The sequence below is a fragment of the Acidithiobacillus sulfurivorans genome (assembly GCF_018853815.1).
GTDB classification, from domain to species: domain Bacteria; phylum Pseudomonadota; class Gammaproteobacteria; order Acidithiobacillales; family Acidithiobacillaceae; genus Acidithiobacillus; species Acidithiobacillus sulfurivorans.
Genome location: NZ_JAAOMP010000142.1, coordinates 1 through 21,770, shown reverse-complemented (window position 1 = coordinate 21,770; position 21,770 = coordinate 1). Strand labels below are relative to the sequence as shown.

The 21,770-nt window shown below is 53.9% G+C and carries 25 protein-coding genes; 10 read left to right on the top strand and 15 right to left on the bottom strand.

The genetic code is table 11. The annotated features are described in order from the left end of the window. The first annotated feature begins 158 nt into the window (after positions 1 to 158). From HAP95_RS13230 to HAP95_RS13215, 4 genes are read left to right on the top strand one after another with little or no spacing between them, the layout of a single operon-like run. The gene (locus HAP95_RS13230; protein ID WP_215884628.1) at positions 159 to 848 is read left to right on the top strand and encodes a TrbJ/VirB5 family protein; all 690 of its coding nucleotides are present in this window, start codon (positions 159 to 161) and stop codon (positions 846 to 848) included. Positions 849 to 896: 48 nt separating this feature from the next. Beyond that, a complete protein-coding gene (locus HAP95_RS13225; protein ID WP_031568898.1) occupies positions 897 to 1,145 on the top strand; it encodes an EexN family lipoprotein in 249 nt (82 codons plus the stop codon). A 10-nt stretch (positions 1,146 to 1,155) separates the two neighbouring features. Continuing rightward, entirely contained in the window at positions 1,156 to 2,685 is a 1,530-nt protein-coding gene (gene trbL / locus HAP95_RS13220) for a P-type conjugative transfer protein TrbL (RefSeq protein ID WP_215884627.1), read from the top strand. Between the two features lie 48 nt (positions 2,686 to 2,733). Continuing rightward, positions 2,734 to 3,087, top strand: a complete 354-nt coding sequence (locus HAP95_RS13215) for a hypothetical protein (protein WP_065974896.1) — start codon at positions 2,734 to 2,736, stop codon at positions 3,085 to 3,087. 27 nt (positions 3,088 to 3,114) lie between these two features. On the opposite strand, the gene HAP95_RS13210 is transcribed toward HAP95_RS13215, so the two are convergent. Further along, complete coding sequence (locus HAP95_RS13210; RefSeq protein ID WP_080707721.1) at positions 3,115 to 5,472, bottom strand: N-6 DNA methylase; 2,358 nt, start codon at positions 5,470 to 5,472, stop codon at positions 3,115 to 3,117. Positions 5,473 to 5,537: 65 nt separating this feature from the next. Between HAP95_RS13210 and HAP95_RS13205 the strand changes: the two genes are divergently transcribed. From HAP95_RS13205 to HAP95_RS13195, 3 genes are read left to right on the top strand one after another with little or no spacing between them, the layout of a single operon-like run. After that, positions 5,538 to 6,323 carry a VirB8 family type IV secretion system protein gene (locus HAP95_RS13205; protein WP_077273650.1) on the top strand — a complete coding sequence of 262 codons (786 nt, stop codon included), beginning with the start codon at positions 5,538 to 5,540 and terminating at the stop codon, positions 6,321 to 6,323. Then, the gene (locus tag HAP95_RS17175) at positions 6,320 to 7,540 is read left to right on the top strand and encodes a TrbG/VirB9 family P-type conjugative transfer protein (protein ID WP_226832779.1); all 1,221 of its coding nucleotides are present in this window, start codon (positions 6,320 to 6,322) and stop codon (positions 7,538 to 7,540) included. Before HAP95_RS13205 ends, HAP95_RS17175 begins: the two co-directional genes overlap by 4 nt. After that, entirely contained in the window at positions 7,537 to 7,947 is a 411-nt protein-coding gene (locus tag HAP95_RS13195; protein ID WP_215884626.1) for a hypothetical protein, read from the top strand. The genes HAP95_RS17175 and HAP95_RS13195 overlap by 4 nt, the downstream gene beginning before the upstream one ends. 128 nt (positions 7,948 to 8,075) lie before the next feature. Here HAP95_RS13195 and HAP95_RS13190 read toward each other — a convergent pair whose 3' ends face one another. The 5 genes from HAP95_RS13190 to HAP95_RS13170 all read right to left on the bottom strand — a co-directional run bounded on the left by HAP95_RS13190 (position 8,076) and on the right by HAP95_RS13170 (position 13,017). Continuing rightward, positions 8,076 to 8,828: a hypothetical protein gene (locus HAP95_RS13190; RefSeq protein ID WP_215884625.1), complete on the bottom strand. Its 753-nt coding sequence runs from the start codon at positions 8,826 to 8,828 to the stop codon at positions 8,076 to 8,078. A gap of 331 nt (positions 8,829 to 9,159) precedes the next feature. Continuing rightward, positions 9,160 to 9,783 (bottom strand): lytic transglycosylase domain-containing protein, encoded by a 624-nt coding sequence (locus HAP95_RS13185; RefSeq protein ID WP_051690430.1) that lies wholly within the window; start codon positions 9,781 to 9,783, stop codon positions 9,160 to 9,162. Continuing rightward, positions 9,780 to 10,139 (bottom strand): hypothetical protein, encoded by a 360-nt coding sequence (locus tag HAP95_RS13180; RefSeq protein WP_215884624.1) that lies wholly within the window; start codon positions 10,137 to 10,139, stop codon positions 9,780 to 9,782. The genes HAP95_RS13185 and HAP95_RS13180 overlap by 4 nt, the downstream gene beginning before the upstream one ends. A gap of 2 nt (positions 10,140 to 10,141) precedes the next feature. Next, positions 10,142 to 10,795 carry a S26 family signal peptidase gene (locus HAP95_RS13175; RefSeq protein ID WP_065974536.1) on the bottom strand — a complete coding sequence of 218 codons (654 nt, stop codon included), beginning with the start codon at positions 10,793 to 10,795 and terminating at the stop codon, positions 10,142 to 10,144. After that, positions 10,795 to 13,017, bottom strand: coding sequence for a DNA topoisomerase 3 (locus tag HAP95_RS13170; protein ID WP_215884623.1), 2,223 nt, complete (start codon positions 13,015 to 13,017; stop codon positions 10,795 to 10,797). Before HAP95_RS13170 ends, HAP95_RS13175 begins: the two co-directional genes overlap by 1 nt. Positions 13,018 to 13,209: 192 nt before the next feature. Between HAP95_RS13170 and HAP95_RS13165 the strand changes: the two genes are divergently transcribed. Together HAP95_RS13165 and HAP95_RS13160 are read left to right on the top strand one after the other, a co-directional pair. Further along, positions 13,210 to 13,746 carry a hypothetical protein gene (locus HAP95_RS13165; protein WP_215884622.1) on the top strand — a complete coding sequence of 179 codons (537 nt, stop codon included), beginning with the start codon at positions 13,210 to 13,212 and terminating at the stop codon, positions 13,744 to 13,746. Next, entirely contained in the window at positions 13,739 to 14,029 is a 291-nt protein-coding gene (locus HAP95_RS13160; RefSeq protein ID WP_215884621.1) for a hypothetical protein, read from the top strand. The genes HAP95_RS13165 and HAP95_RS13160 overlap by 8 nt, the downstream gene beginning before the upstream one ends. A gap of 132 nt (positions 14,030 to 14,161) precedes the next feature. Here HAP95_RS13160 and HAP95_RS13155 read toward each other — a convergent pair whose 3' ends face one another. The 7 genes from HAP95_RS13155 to HAP95_RS13125 form a co-directional block, all read right to left on the bottom strand. Next, a complete protein-coding gene (locus HAP95_RS13155) occupies positions 14,162 to 14,548 on the bottom strand; it encodes a DUF7281 domain-containing protein (protein WP_215884620.1) in 387 nt (128 codons plus the stop codon). 343 nt (positions 14,549 to 14,891) lie between these two features. Continuing rightward, the gene (locus HAP95_RS13150) at positions 14,892 to 17,366 is read right to left on the bottom strand and encodes an ATP-binding protein (RefSeq protein ID WP_215884619.1); all 2,475 of its coding nucleotides are present in this window, start codon (positions 17,364 to 17,366) and stop codon (positions 14,892 to 14,894) included. Positions 17,367 to 17,516: 150 nt separating this feature from the next. Beyond that, positions 17,517 to 17,801, bottom strand: coding sequence for a hypothetical protein (locus tag HAP95_RS13145; protein ID WP_215884618.1), 285 nt, complete (start codon positions 17,799 to 17,801; stop codon positions 17,517 to 17,519). 2 nt (positions 17,802 to 17,803) lie between these two features. Then, positions 17,804 to 18,388: a hypothetical protein gene (locus tag HAP95_RS13140; RefSeq protein WP_215884617.1), complete on the bottom strand. Its 585-nt coding sequence runs from the start codon at positions 18,386 to 18,388 to the stop codon at positions 17,804 to 17,806. Beyond that, positions 18,385 to 18,582, bottom strand: a complete 198-nt coding sequence (locus tag HAP95_RS13135; protein WP_031568994.1) for a hypothetical protein — start codon at positions 18,580 to 18,582, stop codon at positions 18,385 to 18,387. Before HAP95_RS13135 ends, HAP95_RS13140 begins: the two co-directional genes overlap by 4 nt. Positions 18,583 to 18,663: 81 nt before the next feature. Next, complete coding sequence (locus HAP95_RS13130; RefSeq protein WP_215884616.1) at positions 18,664 to 19,221, bottom strand: hypothetical protein; 558 nt, start codon at positions 19,219 to 19,221, stop codon at positions 18,664 to 18,666. A gap of 73 nt (positions 19,222 to 19,294) precedes the next feature. Then, positions 19,295 to 20,638 (bottom strand): DUF3363 domain-containing protein, encoded by a 1,344-nt coding sequence (locus tag HAP95_RS13125; RefSeq protein ID WP_368356590.1) that lies wholly within the window; start codon positions 20,636 to 20,638, stop codon positions 19,295 to 19,297. Between the two features lie 51 nt (positions 20,639 to 20,689). Between HAP95_RS13125 and HAP95_RS17170 the strand changes: the two genes are divergently transcribed. Next, positions 20,690 to 20,944 (top strand): hypothetical protein, encoded by a 255-nt coding sequence (locus tag HAP95_RS17170; RefSeq protein ID WP_226832778.1) that lies wholly within the window; start codon positions 20,690 to 20,692, stop codon positions 20,942 to 20,944. Between the two features lie 132 nt (positions 20,945 to 21,076). On the opposite strand, the gene HAP95_RS13120 is transcribed toward HAP95_RS17170, so the two are convergent. Both HAP95_RS13120 and HAP95_RS13115 read right to left on the bottom strand, forming a co-directional pair. Beyond that, positions 21,077 to 21,277, bottom strand: a complete 201-nt coding sequence (locus HAP95_RS13120; protein WP_031569001.1) for a hypothetical protein — start codon at positions 21,275 to 21,277, stop codon at positions 21,077 to 21,079. Continuing rightward, complete coding sequence (locus HAP95_RS13115) at positions 21,274 to 21,684, bottom strand: hypothetical protein (RefSeq protein WP_215884614.1); 411 nt, start codon at positions 21,682 to 21,684, stop codon at positions 21,274 to 21,276. The genes HAP95_RS13120 and HAP95_RS13115 overlap by 4 nt, the downstream gene beginning before the upstream one ends. Positions 21,685 to 21,770 lie beyond the last annotated feature (86 nt).

Below are 21,770 nucleotides of genomic sequence, written 5' to 3'. Positions count from 1 at the left end.
ACTGGTGAAGGCTTTGGCATCGGATATGCAGCCGCTGGCTCAGTATATGCAACCTCTCCGCCAACCTTTGACGCTATACAGTCAACAGGTGCAACAAATCATGGCCGAGGTGCAACATGCAAACTAATCACAAAAAAATCTTTCTGGCGATAGCTTTGATGCTTTCGCCGGTTTCTGCTTTTGCAGGCACCTTGACGGGTGGCGCGACGATGCCCGAACAGATCGTGCAGGAAGTGACACTGATCCAGTCGAAAGTCACGCAGTCGGAACAGCTGGTCAACATGATCCAGCGTTACGAGAACATGATCCAGAACATGGTGACGCTGCCGCAGACCATGTTAAACCAGATTATGCAACCTGTTGATCAGCTTTATGGGGTGGTGCAGCAGGCGGAAGCCCTGAGCACGGCGGGAGCGAATATCGCCAACCAGTTCCAGAATCTGCACGCCACGTTCAATCCGCAGATCACGGCGGAGTACACACAGCAATATGAGAGCATTACCGAAGGGCTGAACAAGGCCATCGATACAGCCCTGAAGTCAGCGAATCTGAACCCCAACGAGTTCCAGACCCAGGCGCAGGCGCAACAGGCAGTGGACAAGGCCATGCAGAACCCCAATTCGCGCAACGCCATTTTGCAGGCGGCAACGGAAGTGGGACAGGCGACGAATTCCGCCATGGTGCAACTGCAGCAGACGACGCAACAGTACCAGACCATGCAGGCTGCCTGGCGGAAGAAACAGCTCATGCAGCAGGAGGAGCAGAAAGAGGTCAATCAGAAAATGAATAATGACCTCAATGGAACCGGGCAGACGCCAACCTATCATTTGCCCAGTTTCAGTTGGTGACGAGACCGCAGGTGCATAGGAGGGTTCCATCACTTTTAGGAGATTGTCATGCATATCTGGAAACTGTTCGTTCTCTGTCTCGCGGTCTTTGCGCTCGCCGGTTGTTCTTCTTCCACGATAGAAAAGGTCAAGGTGCATTCCGAAGCTTATTATGTGAAGCATCCCAAGGCCCTGAAGCGTGCCAATGCATGGTGCAATCTGAAGCATCTCAGCCGGTCCCAGGCTACCGATTGTGAAAACGCACAGGCCGCAGCCATCGACAAGAATTCACCACATTTGCCCCATTTCAGCTGGTAAGGAGAAAACCATGCGCGGCAGGACAGGAAACCAGAAAATCCCGGCCATCGCCCTGATCGTCGGGGTACTGCTCCTGTTTGCCGCGCTGCCTGCGGATGCTGCTACGGGAGCCACTTCTGGCATCCTGTCGGCATTCAGTCAAGTGGTGACGGGCTGGTATGGTAAAATCCTGACGGTGTCGGAGGAAATTTTCTTTACACTCTTCGGGATCGATTTCGTATACCTGGTGGCTCAGTGGATGATCGGTGGCAAGGACGTGCATGAGATTCTCACATCCTTTGTCAAGAAACTCATTACGATTGGTTTCTGGTACACGCTCCTGCTGCACAGTCAGCAGTTCCTGCACTGGGTCTATGGGGGATTCAAGCAGACTGGCGTGGAGGCGGGCGGGGCCGTCAATGTCACGGCGTCTTCCCTGCTCGGCGAAATGATGAAAATCTGGACAGAACTGCTCCAGGGTCCCTATGACGCCAAGTCACATGGCTTCCTTTACGATATCAGCCATGTCGGATCGATCATGATTTCCGGATTGCTGGGCGACCTGCTGGGACTCTTTACGGCGCTGGTCATGCTGTTCATCGTGGTGTACATGGTCATCGAGTTCTTTACCGTTCAGCTTGAAGCCATGCTGGTAGGCAGCATTGGTGCCATCCTGCTGGGTTTTGCGGGCAGTCGCTGGACGGTTCAGCATGCTGACGGATTCATCAAGTATGCCCTTTCCGTGGGCGTCCGCCTGCTGGTATTGACGCTCTGGATGGGCTTTATTACTAAGGAAATACCGCAAAGCATAGAACTCCTGATGAAGAATTCCGGGTTGGGCCACGAATCCGGTACGCACTTGGCCGGATTGTTCGAGCTCTATGGCGAAATTTTGGTCTTCTTCCTGCTCGTGGGCTGGCTCACCAAGAAACTGCCGGGCATTGCGGCGAGTGTGCTGTCGGGATCGTCGAGCCTGGGCGGTGGAGAACTTATGGGTGCGGCAGTTGGTGGTGCGGCATTGGCTGCGGGTGGAGCAGCGGTCCTGGCTACCGGTGGAGCGGCCCTGGCTGCGGGTGGTGCCAGCGGTGCCATGACCGCATCGGAAGCGGTGGCGGCCAGTGGTGGCGTGGGTGGCGCCGGGGAGATGGGCGCTGCCGCTGGAAATGCGGCTGAAACAGCCGGTGGCGGCGCTGGCGGCATGGGCAATGGACTTGCCGACAGCGGCATGGCGGACACCGGGAATGCGTCCAGCAACAGCCCGGCTTCGCCAGCGCCGGTAACAGAGGCGGAAACAGAATCCATCCGTCGGCAACTCGCGCGGATGAAATCGTCTGATAGGACTGCGTCCAGCACCGGACCTGCATCTGGCACCGAGACTGCAGATGCAATGAGAGGAGAAGCGCAGCCGAAGCCGGAGCAGAAGCCGTTGCATGAGCGTGCCATGGAATGGATTGATAGCAGGGAGAAAGATGCGCATTTCGTGGAGCAGCATGTGGTGCCTGGAGAACACGAGACAGTCTCGGTTAGTGCAGAGGGCAATAAGTTGAGCCATTCCGAGTAACGAGACCAGCGGTGCAATGGGTAGCAGGGAGCTTTAAGGAGAAACACCATGCTTCGCACAATTGGCAAATTCATTCTCTATATCGTCGGTGCCGCGCTCGCCGTGTCTTTTGTATCAGGATTGGTCCTGACCTGGGTGCAGAAGGGGCCATCAGCAATCAATGCCTATATTTGGCACCAGATTCTGGGCTTCGGGCTTCTGGGGCTGCTGGTCATGCTCGTCTATGGAGTGGCCAAGGGGATTTCGGAGACACGCATAAGAGAAGATGGATATTTGGAACATTTTGCACAGCGGCAGAAAGAACAAAAGAAGCGCGCCGAAGAAGCGTGGCAGCGTCAACAAGAAGCTGACCGCCGCCGCCGGAGCGAAGAAGAGAACAGGCTTCGCCGTTACTATGAATGAGTAACGAGGCCGTCCTTTGGGGCGGCTTCAGCTTTTATGGACCTCAGAGCCATAGGGCAAGGATCTGACGTAGTTCCTTATGAAGTCCCAATCGGGTTCGCCATCTTTTGTTACCGGCAGTTTGATAACTGACTCGCGCATACGCTCAAGATGCCATTTACGTCCATAGTTAAAGCGGTACTTCTCAAGTCGGATTAGTGTACATAGAAACAAGGCGGTCTCAGCAGTTAGCGTAAATCCACATGGGTAGAGCACGTTTACATCGTCGGTCGCCCAGAATGGGTCAGGCTGATAGAATGCTTCAGCCACCGACCCATTGTAGTTGATACTGATTGTTCCGCCAGCATGAATTGCCGGTTGGCCAATATAGCCAGAAACGCCGTTGTTGGAATCTACCGCCCCTATGTAGGGAGTGCTCCCTTCCGTTTGGTTTGCCTTGGTAAGCCGTTTACCCTTCTTGATATCGAACAAATCGGATAACTTGAATGCCTTCCATCCTGCCGAGTTCGGCTCCAGGTCGGGGACCGCAACCTTGCTTGGTGCCTGGAGTTTGAATGCAAGGTAATCCTTGACTGACTGCGCCAGACTTGACGCTGAAACTTTCTCATAATCGGTTGCCATATAGGCTTCTGCGCACCACTCATCCGCTGCCGTAACCGTGTGCATGACGCTTTCCCCGGCATGTACTTCACGGTTTCGGTATGTCTCTACCCAACGGTCACGGATGGTGGGCCATCTGTCATATAGGTCAATTCGTCCTTTGTGCTTTGTCTTGACGAATCCGTCATCCCGCCAGTAGCCAAACCAGGTTTTCTTCGCGGATTTGGCATGCGGCTTGTCCGCAATCCATACCATAATGCAGGGCACAGTGCCGACAGGGTAGAACAGCTCCTGCGGCATGGACATAACAGCGTCCAGGGTATGATGCTTCATCATCTCATCCCGCGCAGAGTTTGGTGAAATCGCACATGACATAGGCACGATTGCAATTCCCATTGAGCCGGGTTCCAGGCAGTCCAGCATCTGCTTCACGAAATACAGTTCGTGAAGCTCCGCATCACTTTTGGACTGAGCGTAGGGCGGATTGAGCATGCCTACGTTTGGCTTCATCTTCTTCACGGCCTTGATAACCGCGTCGTCGAAGCAACTGGCTTGATGCAGGTTCGCCTTGCCGTCACCACGCAAAATCATATTGCTGGCAGCAAGGGCGAACATCTTGGGGTTATTCTCAATGCCAATCAGGCGATTCTTCTTAATATCGGTACGATCTTCTTCGGTGACCGCCTTTTTCAACATATGCTGCATCGCCGAAATAAGAAATCCGCCGGTGCCGGCACAAATATCAAGCACCTTTGATTCCGGACCGACATTCGCTATCAAAGAGAACAGTTCAGCCACATGTCGGGGCGTCAGGACAATGCCCAATGCTTTCTTATCGCCTGCGGTGTACTTCAGGAATTCGCCATAGAACTGCCCGACGACATCAAAGTCATGGTAGACGTTGATGTAAGGCCAGACGTTGTCACAGATGCGGGTGATGATTTCCTTGAATACGCCGTCCGGGTACTCTTTTGCTGTCTTGCTATCTGGCTTACCCAGGTTGGGATGTACGGCAATCGTGGAGTACGGTTGCAGCATCGTGTCCTTCTTGGCCTTGGGGATGTCAGCCTTGTCCAACTCCTTCTTGATAGCCCCCAGCCACGCTTCCTGAACATCTTCAGCCGACAAGGCTGCAAAGGTCTTCAGAAATGCAGAGTTCATCAAGGCAATCAGGGTACCGCTCACCAGCAGCGGTTTATCTTCTTCAGAGATTTTGGCTTTCGTCCAGATCAGCTCGTGCAGATCCTTGGAGAATGCCAGCAAGTCGGAGTGGCGCTTCTTGGCCACATCCGGGTCGAAGGACGCAAGTCGGTAGTAGTCATCAAACGGGATGAGAGCGTCTACGACCACGTCTGATTCGTTTGTCAGGTCTTTGACTTCACTGGTCCCCGCTGGAATCAGGAAATTCGATATCTTCATGGAACTGGCGGTAGTGCCGCTCACCGCAATGGCTACCACCGTGTAGTGCTTTGCCAGATGTTTTGCGTAATGCAGAACACCATCTACCGCATATTCGACTGGCTTGTCCCGGTCGGGGCTCTCGTGCTTTTTGACGTCCTTCTTGCACTCCACCACGATGATGAAACCCGCATCTTTTTTGTCAGTGATGATGAACTCAGGGTATCCAGATTTGCCGCTGGCCTTCTTGCTGGCCTTGGACAGCAGGCTTTTGACCTTGGCTATCTCGGACTTCTGCTCTTCGATTGTGATGCCGTTATCAGGTTCCCTGTAACCCAGCGTCGCCAGCCTATCGCGCACCAAGTTCTCGGTCATACGTTCTGACATTACTCCCCCCATATCTCCACCACCGAATGCTATACCGTTCCGATGACATTGGCGATGGAGTCTGCATGTTCAAAAAGAAAACCCCCGGTGACGTACAGGTCCCTGACAGCCCGCAGGACCATGGCCGTCCGCAGGACCAATGCGGTCCGCAGGACCATAACAGCGGTGATACAGCAAAAAGCAAGGATCTGCAGTTCTATCTGACCGCCCGCCGTGAGTGGCTGGAACGCTACGGGGATTATATCGCTTCGGCAAAAAACTGGCGGATGGCCGCTTTCGGGGCCATCGGCATTGCGGCGCTGTTTGGCGCAGGCATGGTCTATGAAGCCGACCGCGTCCATGTTGTCCCCTATGTCGTTGAGGTCAACCATCTGGGCGACGCCGTGCATCTGGCACAGGCTGTTCAGGCTGGAACCTATAATATGCCTGTCATCCGCCATGTCGTTGCCAACTGGGTGCACAAGGTCCGCGAACGGATTCCCGCCGTAGCCGCCGAAAAGCAAATCTATCAGTCCACCTATTCCATCGTCGATGGACAGGAAGCCGAACGGCTCACGGCCTATTACCAGCAGCACAATCCCTATTCTGCCTATGTGAAAAACAATGGCGGGCGCACTGTCGAAATCGTTTCCGTCCTGCCCGAAGGCCAGGTAACCGCCAAAGGCGGCACACAGCAGGTGCAGTGGCGCGAAACCCAGTACAACGATAGTGGACAGGTGAAATGGAAAAAGAACTACGAAGGCATGGTGACCTATACCATAGAACCCGTCTCCAACAATCCCCGTGTGCTCAGGGAAGACCCCTTCGGAATCGTCATCCAGTCCTTTGTCTATAACCAGGTGACTCAATGAGAAAATCCATATTCATCGCAGCAATACTTGCCGCAATCTGCTCCGGAACCGCCATGGCGGGCGTTGTATCATCAGGTCTTGCAGACGGCAGTTCTAGCGGACAGCAAAGCCCTGACGGAAAGCAAGGTTCTGCCAGCCTGCAAGGTCATGCCGACCTGCAAGGTCCTGGCGGACAGATCGCCCCGCCATTACAAAAGCCGTTGTCCTCATCGGGCAACAAGCCCGCGCAAACCGCCCCTGTGTCTGTCGCGCAGAATGTGCAGACCGTTCCCGCCATCGCCGCTGGCGCGGGGCAGGACGCTGGCGCGGGGCAGGACGGCCCCGCAACCCCCATGGGGCAAAGCTCTGTAGAAGTATGGAAAAGGGCCATCGCTACCCCGCCCCAGGGAAAGATTTCCCAACGCTCGAAAGAGGCGATGGAAAAGGCTCTGGTGTCCGCCTATGAAGCGGGCAAGACCCAGAACCTGCCGCCCATCGCGGGGACCAATGGCGAAGTGCTCTATGCCTACGGACAGAGCCTGCCGACCCTGGTGACCGCACCCCTGCATACTTCACTCATTCTGCTGGAACCCGGATTGAAAGACACGCAGGCCATCGGGCTTTCGCCAGCCTACTGGAGCATGCAGACCATAAAGGCGGGGAACCAGCCTGAACTCGCCATTACCCCACGCTTCAAGGGACTGCACAGCAATCTGGTCATTACCGGGACCGGTCCAGAAGGCAATCCCCGTAACTACGTCATTGAGATGACCAGCGACGCCAACCGCTACACGCCGGTAATCGGTTTCTACTACCCGGGCCCCATCGTCCTCCGATGGAAAGCCACCACTGCAGCCAGACAAACGTTCCAGAAAAAGGTGGAAGCACAGACGGTGGCGGTATTACCCGCCATCAATCCATCAGACCTTGATTTCCACTGGCGTATCGAATGCGGCGGTGGTGGCTGGTTCGACAACAGCGATTGCCGTTCCATCGAACCCACGCAGGTCTTCGATGACGGACGGCAGACTTTCATCCACTGGAAAGCAGGCCAGGCCAGCTACGGCGGAATACCTTCGGTGCTGGCCGAAAATGCCGCTGGACAGAATGCCATCGTCAATACCCAGTTCCGGGATGGATACACCATTGTTGATGGCGTGCCCCCGAAAATCCTGCTGCTGGCGGGCAAGGGGCGTTCGGCAAAGGTGGTGAAACTGGTGCACGAGGGTAAAAAATGACGGACCCCACGCAGACGCCCATGGGTGAAGGCCCCGGCATCACTACGCCGACCGTCAAGGGACCTATTCGCCAGAATGCTTCTGAACTCGCCGCTCACCTGCGGCGTACACCCATCGCTTTAGGTGTCATACTGCTCGTAACCTGTGTCATCGGGGTAGGCTATGTGGCCGTGGACATGTTTTCCGGATCTGGCGGCAGTACGCCCAGACCGAAGCTGGACACCGGTCATCAAGCGCCTGTTTTTCGGGTTCCGCAGAAGGTGTCCAAAATACAGGCGCCAACGGCCCCTGCGACAAGTCCTTCGCAGGCTGCAAGCCCTTCGCTGGGTGCAAAGACCGCCTCTACAGGAAACGCGCTTACAGGGAGTACCTTTCTTATGAATCACTTCAGCAGTTGTAAGCGTTGAAGTGACAATATGTAGTAACCCCTTCTCACATGTAGCCCAAACATCATTACAATCAGCCAATTCAGCAGGCAACTTATCTTCATTGATGAGAGCAAGAAACGCATCTGAGTCCCAATATACAACTTGGGTCATGTGGAAGCCTCTCCTGCAAGCAACGCTCTCATCTGCGCAAGAGTTGGTATTTCAGCTTTATCTGGAAAATTGACAATACGCGACGCCTTTATGCTTACTGGCATTCCATCTTTTCTAAATCTGACAGTGCCGATAACTTCGACTCTCTTTTTAAAATTTCCTAGTGCTTGTTGTAATTGAGATTCAGTAACCTCGCATTTCACAGCGCGCTCATCAATTACATCGTATATGACAAATTGCATTTTTCCATGAGCATCCACGCGCTCAAGGATTCCATCTACAGCCCCCTGCTCTTCATAGGCTGGGGCAAGAAGATTGTCCGCTTCGGTGGCCACTTTGCGAACGACATGAACAGATTCTTCTTGTTTAGACCAAATCCTTACATTTGGCTCTACTTTGGATTTCTTGAATAAGGAAGCAAGAGATTTTGCATACTCAACGGCTTTATCGGAAAACTCTCCTGGCCTTACTCCGTTAGCCAAAGAGCGAATTCCGGAAACCATTATTTCGCGCACCCTGTCAGAATTCAAATTTTGTGCGCTCGGCATCACTCCTACTGCCGCGCTTCCAGAATAAACTTTAACAGACCATTCACCGCTATCTGCCTTATTTCCAGTAACCTGCCTGGACAGCTCTTTAACCAACCCCAAAAAGTTGTCAGTGGCTTTCTGAAAATCTGCAATAGAAATCACTTCCTCATCCAGCTCAAGGGTGATATCAGTAGTGATTTGTTTTACATTAATAGCCATTGCTAATCTTAAAATAACTCTCTGTTATGGTTGCGCAAAAAGTACATCGTCAGTTTTCTGTTAATTTCACCAAGTGTTACACAAATGTTGTTGCGCCTACATGCCGATAGGGTACGATTAGACCATGTTTCAGGCTGCCTGGAAAGCCTGCCTTCTACTCGATCGAGAAAGGCTGTAACCCGGAAGTCTGCATTGATGATCGGTACTTCATGGCCTCAAACGAACTGAACCTGCTGAACGCCTTGTTACTTGGTAAAGGTACAGAATCCGATGAATCAGATTGACCATTTGCCCTACTTGGCGTCAGTCCTTTATCGCCGCGTAGTCGATCTTACCAGCGCAGTGAAAACGGCCCGGTTGTTGTTATCTGTTGGTCGCGGACGACCACGGACTTTGCTGTCCGCCAGGACTTGGCTGCCGGAGAGGTCTTCTGCCATGAGAGCGTAAAAACCAGCGGTTCATGGACCAGGTGGTGATAACGCAAGGCGCCGGTGCCAGACACCCAGACAGGCACACCGGCGGCCGCCAGGATTTTATCCGCATAAACGGGGTCGCCGATCAATTGTCCTGAATTGTACGCTTCAAATGCATGGAACAGGGCCACTTGCCCGAGTCCGTAGGTCGCCACGGCCTGTCTGTAGGCCGCTTCAAGGATTCTGGCACCGACGCGGATATTGGTACAGGCATCGAAAGCATTGTCCGGTGTCAATCCGAACGCAGCAAAGTTGGCCGTGTTCACCTGGGCAATTCCCACGTCTACCGACTGCCCAAGGGCCATGGCGCGCATCAGCAACGCGCTGGCCTGTGCAGGACTGGAGGGCAGCAGACGCTGTCCGGTGCTGTCATTGTCCATGGCCAGCGGATTGCCGCCCGATTCTACCTTGACGATGGCGGCCATGGTCTTTGGGGCCACAAAAGGGGCACATTGCTGGACCAGTGTGGTGACGGGGATCATGGGTCTTCCCTTACTAAGGCGTTTAGTAACCGCAAAGACCATTTTTGGCATTTATCCAAAGCTGGAGGGAACAAAAGCAGGGGCACTGCAAGGAACACCAGGAAACTGCACAGCCTGCCGCACCAGTCCAGGTCCATCCGTTCTATAAGCGGCGTTAAATGTTCGGCATTTCCAATCCATACCTCGAAAATCAGCATAACGCTGATGCTCAAACTCAAAGCCTGTTTTATGGTCCACATACGGACTGCCGGATCACGAAAATCCAGGCGACGGACAGTGGGCCATTCTGACAGGGCTTTCCAGAGGATCATCAGGCAGGACAGGATAAGCGCAACCAGATAAGGATGTGCCAACATGGTCACCCCTTTGTTTCCGGATGATACCAGTGCTGGCTGCCGGGAATGACCAGCACCGGATGCAGGCGGGCCAGGATATGCGAGAGGGGGACTGGCCCGTAGTAGGCAGACGTGAAGGCGAAGTTACCGGGGGCATAGTCCCAGAAATATCCCTTGGGAATCCGGTATTCGCCATAGGGCAGGTGAATGACCGAAATGCCATCCACCTGATCCACCACCCGGCTGTTTGGCAACAGATCCCCGTTGGCATACACGCCCTGCGGGGTAATGCGGACGAACTGTCCGGCAGTCGCCGCGACGATCTTGGCAAAGGGCATGAGACTGTTGGTGCAGGGACCATGGGGTTCATGGAGCAGCCAAAGGCCACGCACGGCCTGTAACATGGCCGGGTTGTCCTCTGCGGGAACGGCTTTCTGGAAAGCAGGAAACCCCACAAAGGACAGATGCAGCGGGTTTCGGGTGGACGGGCACACTTCCACCATGTCCCCGTCTTTCAGCGCAGGATGCGGAGCAGGTTCCTTCTCGTAAAACCCCAGAGGCAGACAGGTTGTCCAGTTGAATGACCAGTCTTCCATGCGGGCAATGGCCAGCAGTCCCGCCATGGGCAGAATGATGGCGGCCAGTGCGCTGATGCCGATTGTGGACAGCCTGGGCATTATTTTCTGGCCCCGAAAGGCTGGCCCGGTTTGCCGTTCTCGTCAGCCAGCAAGGGATGCCCGTCACGGTTGGAGCAAGCCCAGAAAAACGTTCCTTTCTTCTTTTTACTCTCTATGCGCCTGACGGTGCCGCCGCAACCGGGAACGGGGCAGGGCGTACCGGCTCCTCCGGATGATCCGGTTCCGCCGGATGAGCCGGTTCCCTTTTCAGAGCCAAAGGGAGCGCCGGGTTTCCCCTTCTCGTCGGCCAGCAGGGGGTGTGCATCCCTGTTGGAACAGGCCCAGAAAAAGACGCCCTTTTTCTTTTTACTCTCCATGCGCCGGACGGTGCCGCCGCAACCAGGGACCGGACAGGGAGTGCTTTTCTCCTTTTTGCCCTGTTTCTGGAAACCGCTTCCACGGTGGAAACCGCTCACACCACTCCCTTCCTTGAGACGACCAATGATCGTCTCCACCTGGGTCGTGATGGCTTTTCCAAAGCGGGCGGGTTCGAGGGCGCCTTCAGCGATCCGTGTCAGATAGTCTTCCCACTGGGCGGTGGTCACCGGGTCGGCCATGCTCCGGGTTGCCGCGTCCTTGCGCAGCCAGGCGATGAGCGATCGGCCCTTGCTGGTGGAGACCAGCTGTTTGCCCTTTTTCTCCAAAACGTCGCGTTTCAGCAGAGTTTCGATGATGTTTGCCCGTGTCGCCTCGGTGCCCAGGCCAGAGGTTTCCTTGAGTTTCTTTTTGGCTTCCGGGTCGTCCACGAATTTATGGATATTGGACATCGCTTCAATCAGCGTACCATCGGTAAAGCGCGCTGGTGGCTTGGTCTGTTTTGCCTGGACTTCTCCCTCTTGGCCCTGTACAGGGTCTCCAGTCTGCATTTGCGGCAGGGGCGCCCGGTCTTCACTTTCTTCTTCGTCGTCGGCACCGTTTCCATACAAAACCTTCCAGCCGGGGTCGATGTCCTTGCGCCCTGTCGCCTTCCAGGTTTCGCCGCCAAGTTCCACGGTGGCGGAAATGGCGAGATAGCGGTAATCCGGCAGGAAAAGGGCCACATAGGACTGCATGACAAGCTGGTAGAGACGCTCTTCTGCAGGGGATAGCCCGTTTGGTGTTTCTCCCGTAGGAATGATGGCATTGTGGGCTGTAACTTTGGCGTTGTTCCAGGCCGCATGCTTGCGGCGCGGGTCCAGCAGCTTGCGGGCCGCGTCGGGCATGGGCAGCCGTTTCAGGGTGTGGGATGCATCAGCCAGTTGTTCTTCTGGCAGATAGCGGCAATCACTACGCGGGTAACTGGTGAGCTTCTTTTCATAGAGCGACTGGGCCGTATCCAGCACCTGCTGGGCACTCATGCCAAAGCGGGCTGATGCCGTCTTCTGCAGGGCGGACAGGTTGAAGGGCAGGGGAGCGGACTGTTTCTGCTCTTTGGATTCGTATCTGGTGACTTTCCCCTGGCCACGGGCCTTGGCGGCAATGCGCTCGGCCAGGTTCCGGTCGATGATCCGGCCTTCGGCGTCGAAGCCTGGACCGTCTGTATGCTTTGGCTGCCATTTGGCGAGAAATGCGCCGTTGACGTGTCGGCATTTTGCCAGCACCTCGAAATAGTCCTGGGGCCGGAAATGCTCGATAGCATTGTCCCGGTCCACGATGAGCGCCAGGGTCGGTGTCTGCACCCGGCCCACGGAAAAGAAGGCACCGGAGCGTAGGGTAACGGCGCGGGTAAGGTTCATTCCGACGAGCCAGTCAGCGCGGCTGCGGGCTTCGGCGGCGTCCTTGAGTGGCTGGTATTTGCCGTTGTCTTCCAGGCCGGCAAAGGCCTTGCGGACGTTTTCCTGATCCAGGGCCTTGAGCCATACCCGCTGTACCCGGCCCCGGTAGCGGAAGTGCTCCAAAATCTCGTCGATAAGAAGCTGTCCTTCGCGGTCCGGGTCACCGGCGTTGATGACGACATCCGCGTTTTTTAACAGTTGCCCGATTTTCTTGAGCTGGTCTTTGGCATCGGGTTTGGGATGCTTGATCCACTCGCCGGGAAGAATGGGCAGGTCTTCCATGCGCCAGATTTTCTTCTTTGTCTTTGGGGAGCGGGGCAGGTCGTCGGGCAGGTAATCATCGGGTTCAGCCTGTTCCAGGATATGTCCAAAGGCGTTGGTAATCTCATACTGACTGGCTTTGGCACCCAGGCCTTCGCGGATAGCGCGGGCCATGGATGGCTTTTCGGCGATGATGACCGTGGACATGAAAAAACCCCTCTATCGAAACAATGACAGAGGGGTATAGCGCAGAATCCTTGCGTTATAGCGGACGGCTATTCCTAACTATGGTGTCACGGATGAAGGTAGGCAGCCATGGAAAAAGAGAATAATTGAGCCTTCCCCCGCTTATGCTACACTTATGCTTTATTTCGTAGGGGGTACACGAGGAATTCGACCATGGCGATATCGGCCTCATTCGCAGGGCGTAGCCCGCATCAGCAGTTATTTGACATTCCTGCCTATGATGAAATTCTTGGGTTTTCTAACGTCATCAAGTCGGCAAAGACGATGCGTGACAAATGGCACGGGGCAACCAAATTACATAAGGCTACGGCTAACGCCATAAAAAATATTGCCAATGTCCTGCCTGACGCAGAAAAAGAGCTATTATCCGCAAAATTATTGGACCCACAGGGGACATGGCTGGATAACGGTTTGGATATTGTCCAGAAGCTTCAGAGGATATCTGATGCTTTGAAAGTTATTCCCATCTATGGTTATTACGTCTCGTGGCAGATAGATGAAAAGATTATCATACCATTGTGGAATCTACTCATAGACATTATGCGACACGACTTGTCAATCAAGGCAACTCACGCGGAGTTTGCCTCTCTGGAACCTTACTTGCCCAAGAGGATGAATAAGGAAGATGGCGTACTGGATGCCATGGTGAATATTATTGTGGCACCATTCGTAAAAAAGAGTCATGTCTAAGAAAAAGCGAGAGCACGATCTCCCTCCACCAGCATTATTGAATTTATATGCCAAACATTTTCCAAAGAATAGGAATATGTTGCTTGAATATCTTTCCAGTGAAAGTCATCTGGAGCGTCGAAAAGAGCAAAGATACTGGATCAGGGATATTGCTGGACTTGCCGCCCTTTTTACTTGTATAGGTTTGTCTGCGTACTTCTTTTATGAAAATAAACCGCTGGGCTTAGTGTTTTTAGGAGTACCTATCATGGGCACCATAAAATCAATTTTTACACATCGTTAGTGAACCCAACGGTAACTATTAAGCATTGGCTAATCTTGTGTCTATAATCGCCTACGCGGCGGTAAACCATATCCGGCAGTTACAGTAACAGATAACTTGCTTCTCAATCGCCTATCTGTTACACGCACTAAGTTAGCCCCTGCTTGTGGGCAGGCGGTGAAAATACTCCTGCGGAAGCGCCTTCCCCGCCACATGGATCACCCGCCACACCCCGGACATCCGGTTATCGTCTCTTAGTCTTTCCCATTCATAAGGCGTCTTGTCCACCTGTTCCTGATAACGCTCGATCAACCCGCGAGACTGAATGGCTTTCTCCAGGATCGACAGGGGTGGTACCAGAAGGCTGTCCAGGCGAGGCAATCCCTTGGCCATGACCAGACCAGCAGGATCGTAATCAAAGAAAGCGACGACCGGTAAATCAGTTCGCTGGACCATGGCGTGTACGGCGTCTGTGCGGGCGCCGCCCTGAGCGTCACCCCGATACAGAATAAGGGGATTCGCGAGCGACAGTTGGTCCATGAGCACGGGGTCCACCGCAAACAGATCATCTCCAATTGTGATTTTTGCGCCTCTATGATCTTTCTTTGTTTTTCTGACGCCTTATCTATTCTTAACTGTTCTTTGTGTCTGCGATGCAGCATCATCAAATCCATTCTGCTGATCGGTTTGTCGTGCTCATTGATGTATCCATCAGCCATGGCTTTGTTTGCGTCATCCAGTTTTTTTAATGCAGATGCCCTGATTGGATGGTTCAGAAAAGCAAAAATAGCAACCAGGCAAAAAAAGATAAAAAAAGAACTTAAAATTATTATTATCAATGCTGTAATAGCGGTTGACCCAATATAGAAAACTGGAGCGTGTACTATTCCATGCATGATTTAAGGCCCTCTTTCGTCGCGTCCTGCAATGTGTCATCTCGCCATTCGAGGTACTCCAGTACCTCCAGAAAGCCTGCTGCCGCCGCGTTGTGTTCGATGGTCCATCTGGTTTCTCCATCCTGAACATGGGGCACCCAATCTTCCGGAATCTGTTTGGCTTCTTCTGCTTTTGCCATGGCGGCATTTTCCTGCTCATGCACCCATGGGTCCCATTCTTCATCCTGGGTATGTTCCCATGGTTTTGGCGTTTGAAAACGGTAACTATTCCCATGCCACGCAGATCGTATAAAGTCCTCTCTTTCAGCCATCAACTCTGGATCACCATAATGCGGGGCAACAACGCTTTGATACCAATCGAAAGCGGCATCTGGAAGCTCTTCCGGCAGTATGCCCAACACTTCGGCATACCACTGGCGATCTCTTGCATTATCCTGTGCAATCATTTCGCCCCAATGTTCATCAGCTAGCCGATCTTCCATATCTCTTACGCGCGCCCGATCACGATCTTCCGCCAACTGCTTTTCCGAATCTCGTACCAATGTCTCCCACTCCGGTGGGAGTGGGCACAAACCAGCTTCAATCAAACGGTTGTTTTCGGCTTCGATCCAGTCTTGCAAACGACTGTCTTGCTGGCGGATATCTTCATTTCTGGATTCCAGCGCCAGGCGCATCATGGCGTCATCCACAGCGACAAGGCCGCTATCCAGACCGTTTTTAACCCGGCCATTGCCCATGCGCTCCTGCAGCAAACGTTCGCGCCAGGCTACGCCAGAAGGTCGTTTACCCGCATTTTCCATGCTGGACGTGTATTTCTTGAGCCAGATATACAGGAACTTCTGACGCACGGCAGCCTGTTCCAGCACCAGATCGTGGAACCGCTGATAAAATGCTTCATCGTGACCACAGGAAAGACTGTCGCCCTGGTGGGAAATCTCATGCTCCACGAGGCTAAAAATCTTCATCGCCGTTTCCAGAGGCTTGGTTTTCAATGGCAACACCTGTTTCCGGTCGATGGCGATATAGGCCGAACCGTCAGTCCATGCTTCAGCAGTATTGGAGTCCCCCAAAAACACACGAAAGCGAATGCCGCCCCGAGTCCGTCGCCCATACCAGAATTCTCCACCCGTACAAATGGCCGCGTATTGTTCCAGACACCATTTCAAGGCGACCCATGCCCGCCGGGTTTCCTTGTCCAACGTATTATCCGGAGCAAGGGCAATGCGACTTTTGAAAGCTTTTTTGAGCACGTCAAATGAAAGCAGCGCAGGTACGGAAAGAGTGCTGAGGCCCCAATACTGGATATCATTGGTGGACACATGATCCCGTAAATTGTCCTGTATGCGCCCAATGACTTCCACGAAATCCAATGCATTGTACAAACCAAAACGGGAGAGCGTGATGGGATGCACGAAAACGGCCATACCGGATGCCGCCATGGCTTCGGCCTGGGGGATGTCCCGTTCGTTCTCAACGACAGCAAAACGGTTATTCTGAACAACGCCTTTGTGGTAATTGCAATGCTGACGCAGGAACTCGTTCATAGAATAATGCTTTTTCCCGGGGAGAATAGTCACCACTGGTTCTTTATCATAAATCCGGTGCAACTCCGGATCACCAGACAATAATGCGCGTGCGCACCGTTCACGATAGGCTTCTGTTTTGCGTTGGGCATTGCTATTGCCCGAGGCGCGGGCCGCCAGTGGCGCGAACACCTTAGCAATATGTTTCCAAACGGGATCAGTTTTGCGCAGGATCTCGGTGCGGGATACGTTCAAGCCGATAGCCCTTTTGGAGACGATTAGCCCTCCGGCACCCCACACATGCCCGGGATCATGTCGAACCAGTACGCCCTGATTGTAGATGGCTACCGCGCCTTCTTCCTTGGCGCGGTAATATCCAAAGTCATCCACATGGTCCCATTTTTCCAGAGCGGGGTTACGGGTGATGAGCTTGCCGTTCAAAATGATCTCGATGGGCGTGTAGCGCACCAGGTCACGTACCTCCTGAATGGCCGCTAGGCGCTCCTGCTCAGTGAGCGGTTCATACCAGCTGCCGGTGATCTGGCAGCCAGCCACTGGCTCCGAGATGTCCTCCAAATCGTAGGCATACCCCATTTCTCGCGTATCCACCGTCATTTGCCAGCCATGCGATCGCCAGATGGTGCTTGCATGGGCCATGATCTGCCCGCGTCCCAAGCGGAAGCGTCCATACGTGGCGTCGCCTTCTTCGTGAGGTGTGCCGAAACGTCCGAAGTAACGGAGCACATCTTCTCTGGTGGCAAAGCCGGCACCATCATCACTGCAGGTGAACCCCTTACCGTCCATAGTCAGAGCAACTGTGGTGGCTTGTGCATCTATGGAGTTCATCAATAGCTCAATAAGCGCCTTGCCAATAGACCCTGCCTGGCTGTAGATGATGTGGTGGATAATCTGCGGGTCAAGCTCAAAGGGTCGTAGCATGATCAATCTCCAGATTGTTTGTCTTTGAACGTGGTATAGCCACAATTAGTTTGATCAGTTTGATGTTCCAGGGATTGGATCACATGCGTTTTCAGGTGTGAAAATCGAACAATTAGGAAACAACTAATAGTTGCCCTTTCCCCGGTCACATCACAGCCAGAAAACAACCACCTTCTTTCCCTTTTCTACGGCTATCTGGCAAGAAATGCTCTCCACGGAAGCGAGCTTCTGAAGAACCGCTTCACGATTTTTATCCTTTCGGTACAACCATCCTACAACGCATTCCTGCCCTTCGATCCAGATGCCTACTGCCTGATCGTCAAATCGGTTTTCTGGGTCTCGTGCAATCCTGGCTACATGCTTTGAAGGAATAGCCTTCAGCCCGGAACGTCCAGGGAACTCCTGATTAAAAGCCAGATTGGACACTCTACGCATTTTTAAGCCCACCTCCGCATACTGGCTTCCAGAGCCACGGGAAAATCCATCACATCATCCACAACACCCACTTCAACAGGTACTTCACCCACATCATATCTGCCGCAACAGTAATATCTGGTACACAGCATTTTCGGCAGCATGCCTGCGTGCAGGACATGCTCCCACTGATCATCCAAAAACCCTACGGTGCCCAGGTCGTGCAGAATATTGGCTTTGTCTTGCGGCGTAGCCGTCCAGCCTGCACAGACAATGCGGCCCGCCGGTATAAGTCCGGATAGCGAGATCGCACGGGACTTGCGCTGCTCTTCGCCAATGGCTGTCACGACCCAGACCTCAAACCCCATATCTTCCAGGGCATAAATCAGGTTTTTAGCATCCGGCAAAAGGGGCATACCCGACCAGAACACCGCATCCTGAGCCAGGTCATTCCAGAAACCATCAATGCCATAGCGTGCTGTCAGTTGAAAGCTATCAGAAAGTACCGGCAGCTTGCGTCCCAGCTTGTACTCCATGTGACGCTGAAAATGCCGATCAAAATCCAGTAAAACGCCGTCGGCATCCAGGGCAATTTTTCTGCGTATCACGAACCTTCCCCTTGTGCTCCGTCAGATAAATCTTCCTGTTCCCCGTCAGTAAATGGCAGATGACTTCCGTGGACAGCCTCCCACTCCCAGTCAATATCCTCATCGGAATCCGTGGACACCAGATCATCCGGCGTCAGCTCCACTTCCTCACCATTCAAGTCATAACCAATAATACTTTCTTGCTGTTTTTCCATACTGTGTCTCCTTTGCAAAAAATAGTTTGTCGATTTGGCGCGTTAAAAATATAAAATCAACCATTGCCGACAAACAGCAGGCTATACATCTGTTTCAATAACAAACCCATCCAAATTATTTTCTTTCATAAATAATTTCGGGTCAATTTCAACGTGATCTGACCTGGATTCTTTTTTTAATTCGTCAATGGTTACTTTACCTTTTATATTGAGAATCTTTACCCATTCCCCATCCAGATAATTTTGTGCGTCTCCCAGGAATACAACCGCTGAACCATCTGGAAGAACGTCGAGAGTAGCTTTGATTTTATCAAACAACGGGGTCGGCCCTTCTGTCACTTCCTGTATAATGCGCAATGTGTATTTTATAGGCAGAGAGAGCAATGCTGTAACAGTGCCAGAACCCACGCTTGTAAAATAAAAATCATCGCCGTTACGCTGTCCACCCGCAACGCAGCAATATATTTTTTTATGGTTATATATCAGTTGATATAGAATCGCCATATAGGTAACACCGGGCTTTTTTACGTCTTCCGGGATGGACTCATCAGGCATTACACCACCTATAACATATCGGCAGTCTATCTTCTTCTGATGCCCATAATCGCCTTTCAATTTCCGAATCTTTGCTTGTCCCATTCCACATTTGCTCCTATAAACCTGTACGAATCAAAGGATACTTTTTCGACTCATCGTAGCACCGCCGGTCTCGTCACTCGATGCCAGTGTCCTTGTCCTTGCCATCTTTCCGGGTAGGCAAACGTCCGGCAGATCGCCGTTCCTGTTCCGCCCGTTTCCTTTCTTTTTCCTGCTGCTCCTGTTCCAGCCGCGACTTCTTTTCCTTTTCCTTTTCCTTCTCCCGTTCCCGCTGGCGTTCCAGCAACTGATGATGCCAGTGGCGTTGGAATCCGGTATTGGCATTGGGGTCCGGCTTCTGCCCGGCGTCCAGGGCATCATCCAGGGCCTGCGGGGGAATCGGCAGCGCCGACTTCACCTTGTCCGCTATCTCCAGCCCGTAATCCTGTACCCGGGTGTAGCGGACCGTCCTGCCATCTTTCTCGAACGCCTTGCCCTCGATGGCGACCAGGTGCCGAAGCGGTAGTGCTCCAGCAGCGCGAGCCTTCTCTATCCGGTTATCCTGATACACGATATGCGCCCGGTAGTCCGTGCCCTCTATCAGGACAAAACTCCGGTCATACTGTTCGTCAAGTCCGGTGCCGAGAACACGGCCAACCAGGCGCTCTTCCGGCCGTATCTTCGTCACCTGCGGCACGCAGCGGGGTTCTGTCATCAGCGCCCGGGACTTCGCCACCATCTCGGTGCGGGTACGCAGTCCCTGCAAATCACGCAGCCCTTTGGTCCATCCGTGATCCAGTACCCAGGCACTATGGCTCACTTTCTCGGCCAGCCCCATGCGTTCCAGGGCCTCCAGCCGGCCCATGCGCCGCCGCTGACGTGCATAACCCCGGCTTTCCGGGAGCAGTGGTGTTTCCACGACAGCCGACCGTCCATCAGGCAGGGGCCTGGCCACGGCTTCGATGTCCCGGTCCAGGGGCGTCAACCGGTGGGCCTCCATTTCCCGCCGGCGGGTTTTCTCGATCTCGGCGGGACTGCGGTAGCCCAGGTGTTCGGTGGCCACTTCGGATGCCAGATTGCGCATACCGCGCTGAAGCAGTTCCCGGGGGATCTGCAGGTTGCCGTTACCGCGCAACAGCACATGCGCGTGCGGGTGTGCCGTGTTGTAGTGGGCCACTCCCATCCATTCGATACCGGTCTCCCGCAGGTGCGGGGCAAGACGGGCCATGTACTCCCGCGTGAATGCCTTGAGGTCCATGCGGTCGCCGTCTTCCGGAGAGATGATCACCTTGAACAGGCGGGGGTCGTCAGCCAGCTGCCAGTCATTCAAACGTTTGTGCAGGGATACGTCATCGGATTGCACGTCGAATCCCGTTCCGGCGCTTCTGTCTTCCTGGGTGCCCTCGCGCTCCAGGTACTTGCCATGGGCGGCCCATTGACCGGGTTTGCGGTTGCTGACATAGGAAACCTTGATTGTCACCCTGCGGGCCGCCTCTTTCATCGGCGGGCCCTTCGGGATCGGGCGAATGGGATGCCGGCCATTGATGAGCTTGTTGCCGGCTGCAAGCCTGCCGGCTGCAAGCCTGCTCGTCTGTCCTGCGGCCCGGGCGATTTTCGCTATGCTCCGTCCATGCAGATTCACACGCTCCTGGATGACTCGCCGGACTACCCGCGCCGCTTGGGGGCGGCCACGGGAGCGTTCGTCATCGTCAATGGTCTTGCCACGGACGAAACTCTTGCCGGATACGGAAGTGTCAGATCGTTTCTCTGTCATGTCGGGGTATAGCAGAAGTTCGGTGACAGGACGGCGGAATCAGGAAATCACCAACATGGTGAATATGTTCCGTAATTGCCATTCACGAAAACATTTTCAGTTGCTGTCTTTGCAAAAGTGGTTTGTGGTAGAGACGGTGTAGAATCACGGGCGCTCCTTTGCCGTGATCGCATTCACCAGCTTGCGTACTGCAAAAAGACACTCGGCGGCAGTATGGGCGATTGGGCCGTTTTTCGGGTCGCGGATGACGCGCCGGAGAACGGCCTCGAACGCCTCGCAGTCCGGCAGTACGGACTTGCAGTCGGCGGGTTTGCACCCCGCAAGGGGCTTGCAGTCGCGGCTCATGCCGCGCTCTCCCTGGACGCTTCCCGGATGAACGCCTGCAGCCACGCCGGATCGTTCCACGCGCCCTCACGCACCATGCAGTCAATCAATTTCTGAACAACGTTGCCATCCACGCTGTCTGCCCACTCATGGAAATCCGGATCATCATCGTACGCATCGATGAGCGACCCCATGGCAAGGGCATAACCCACCGGCAAATGACTGGCATCGACATGTCGAAAAACACGCTCGGCGATATGTTGAATGTTGGCCATCAATCGCCCTCCGCGCGGTGTAACGGAATAGCGGGTTTGATACCGACACACTTCCAGTTCAGCGACTTCCAGGCGACGGTGGCCGCCTCGATGCGGGAAAAGAGGGAAAGGTAACGCATCAATTCCCCCGCTCATGCGGCACGGAAACAACATCCGGAGCTATCCACGGCTGCGGCCATCCAGATGGCGCGCGTGGAAAAGGCAGCAGAAGCCTATATCACTGCTAATGCCGGGGCTAT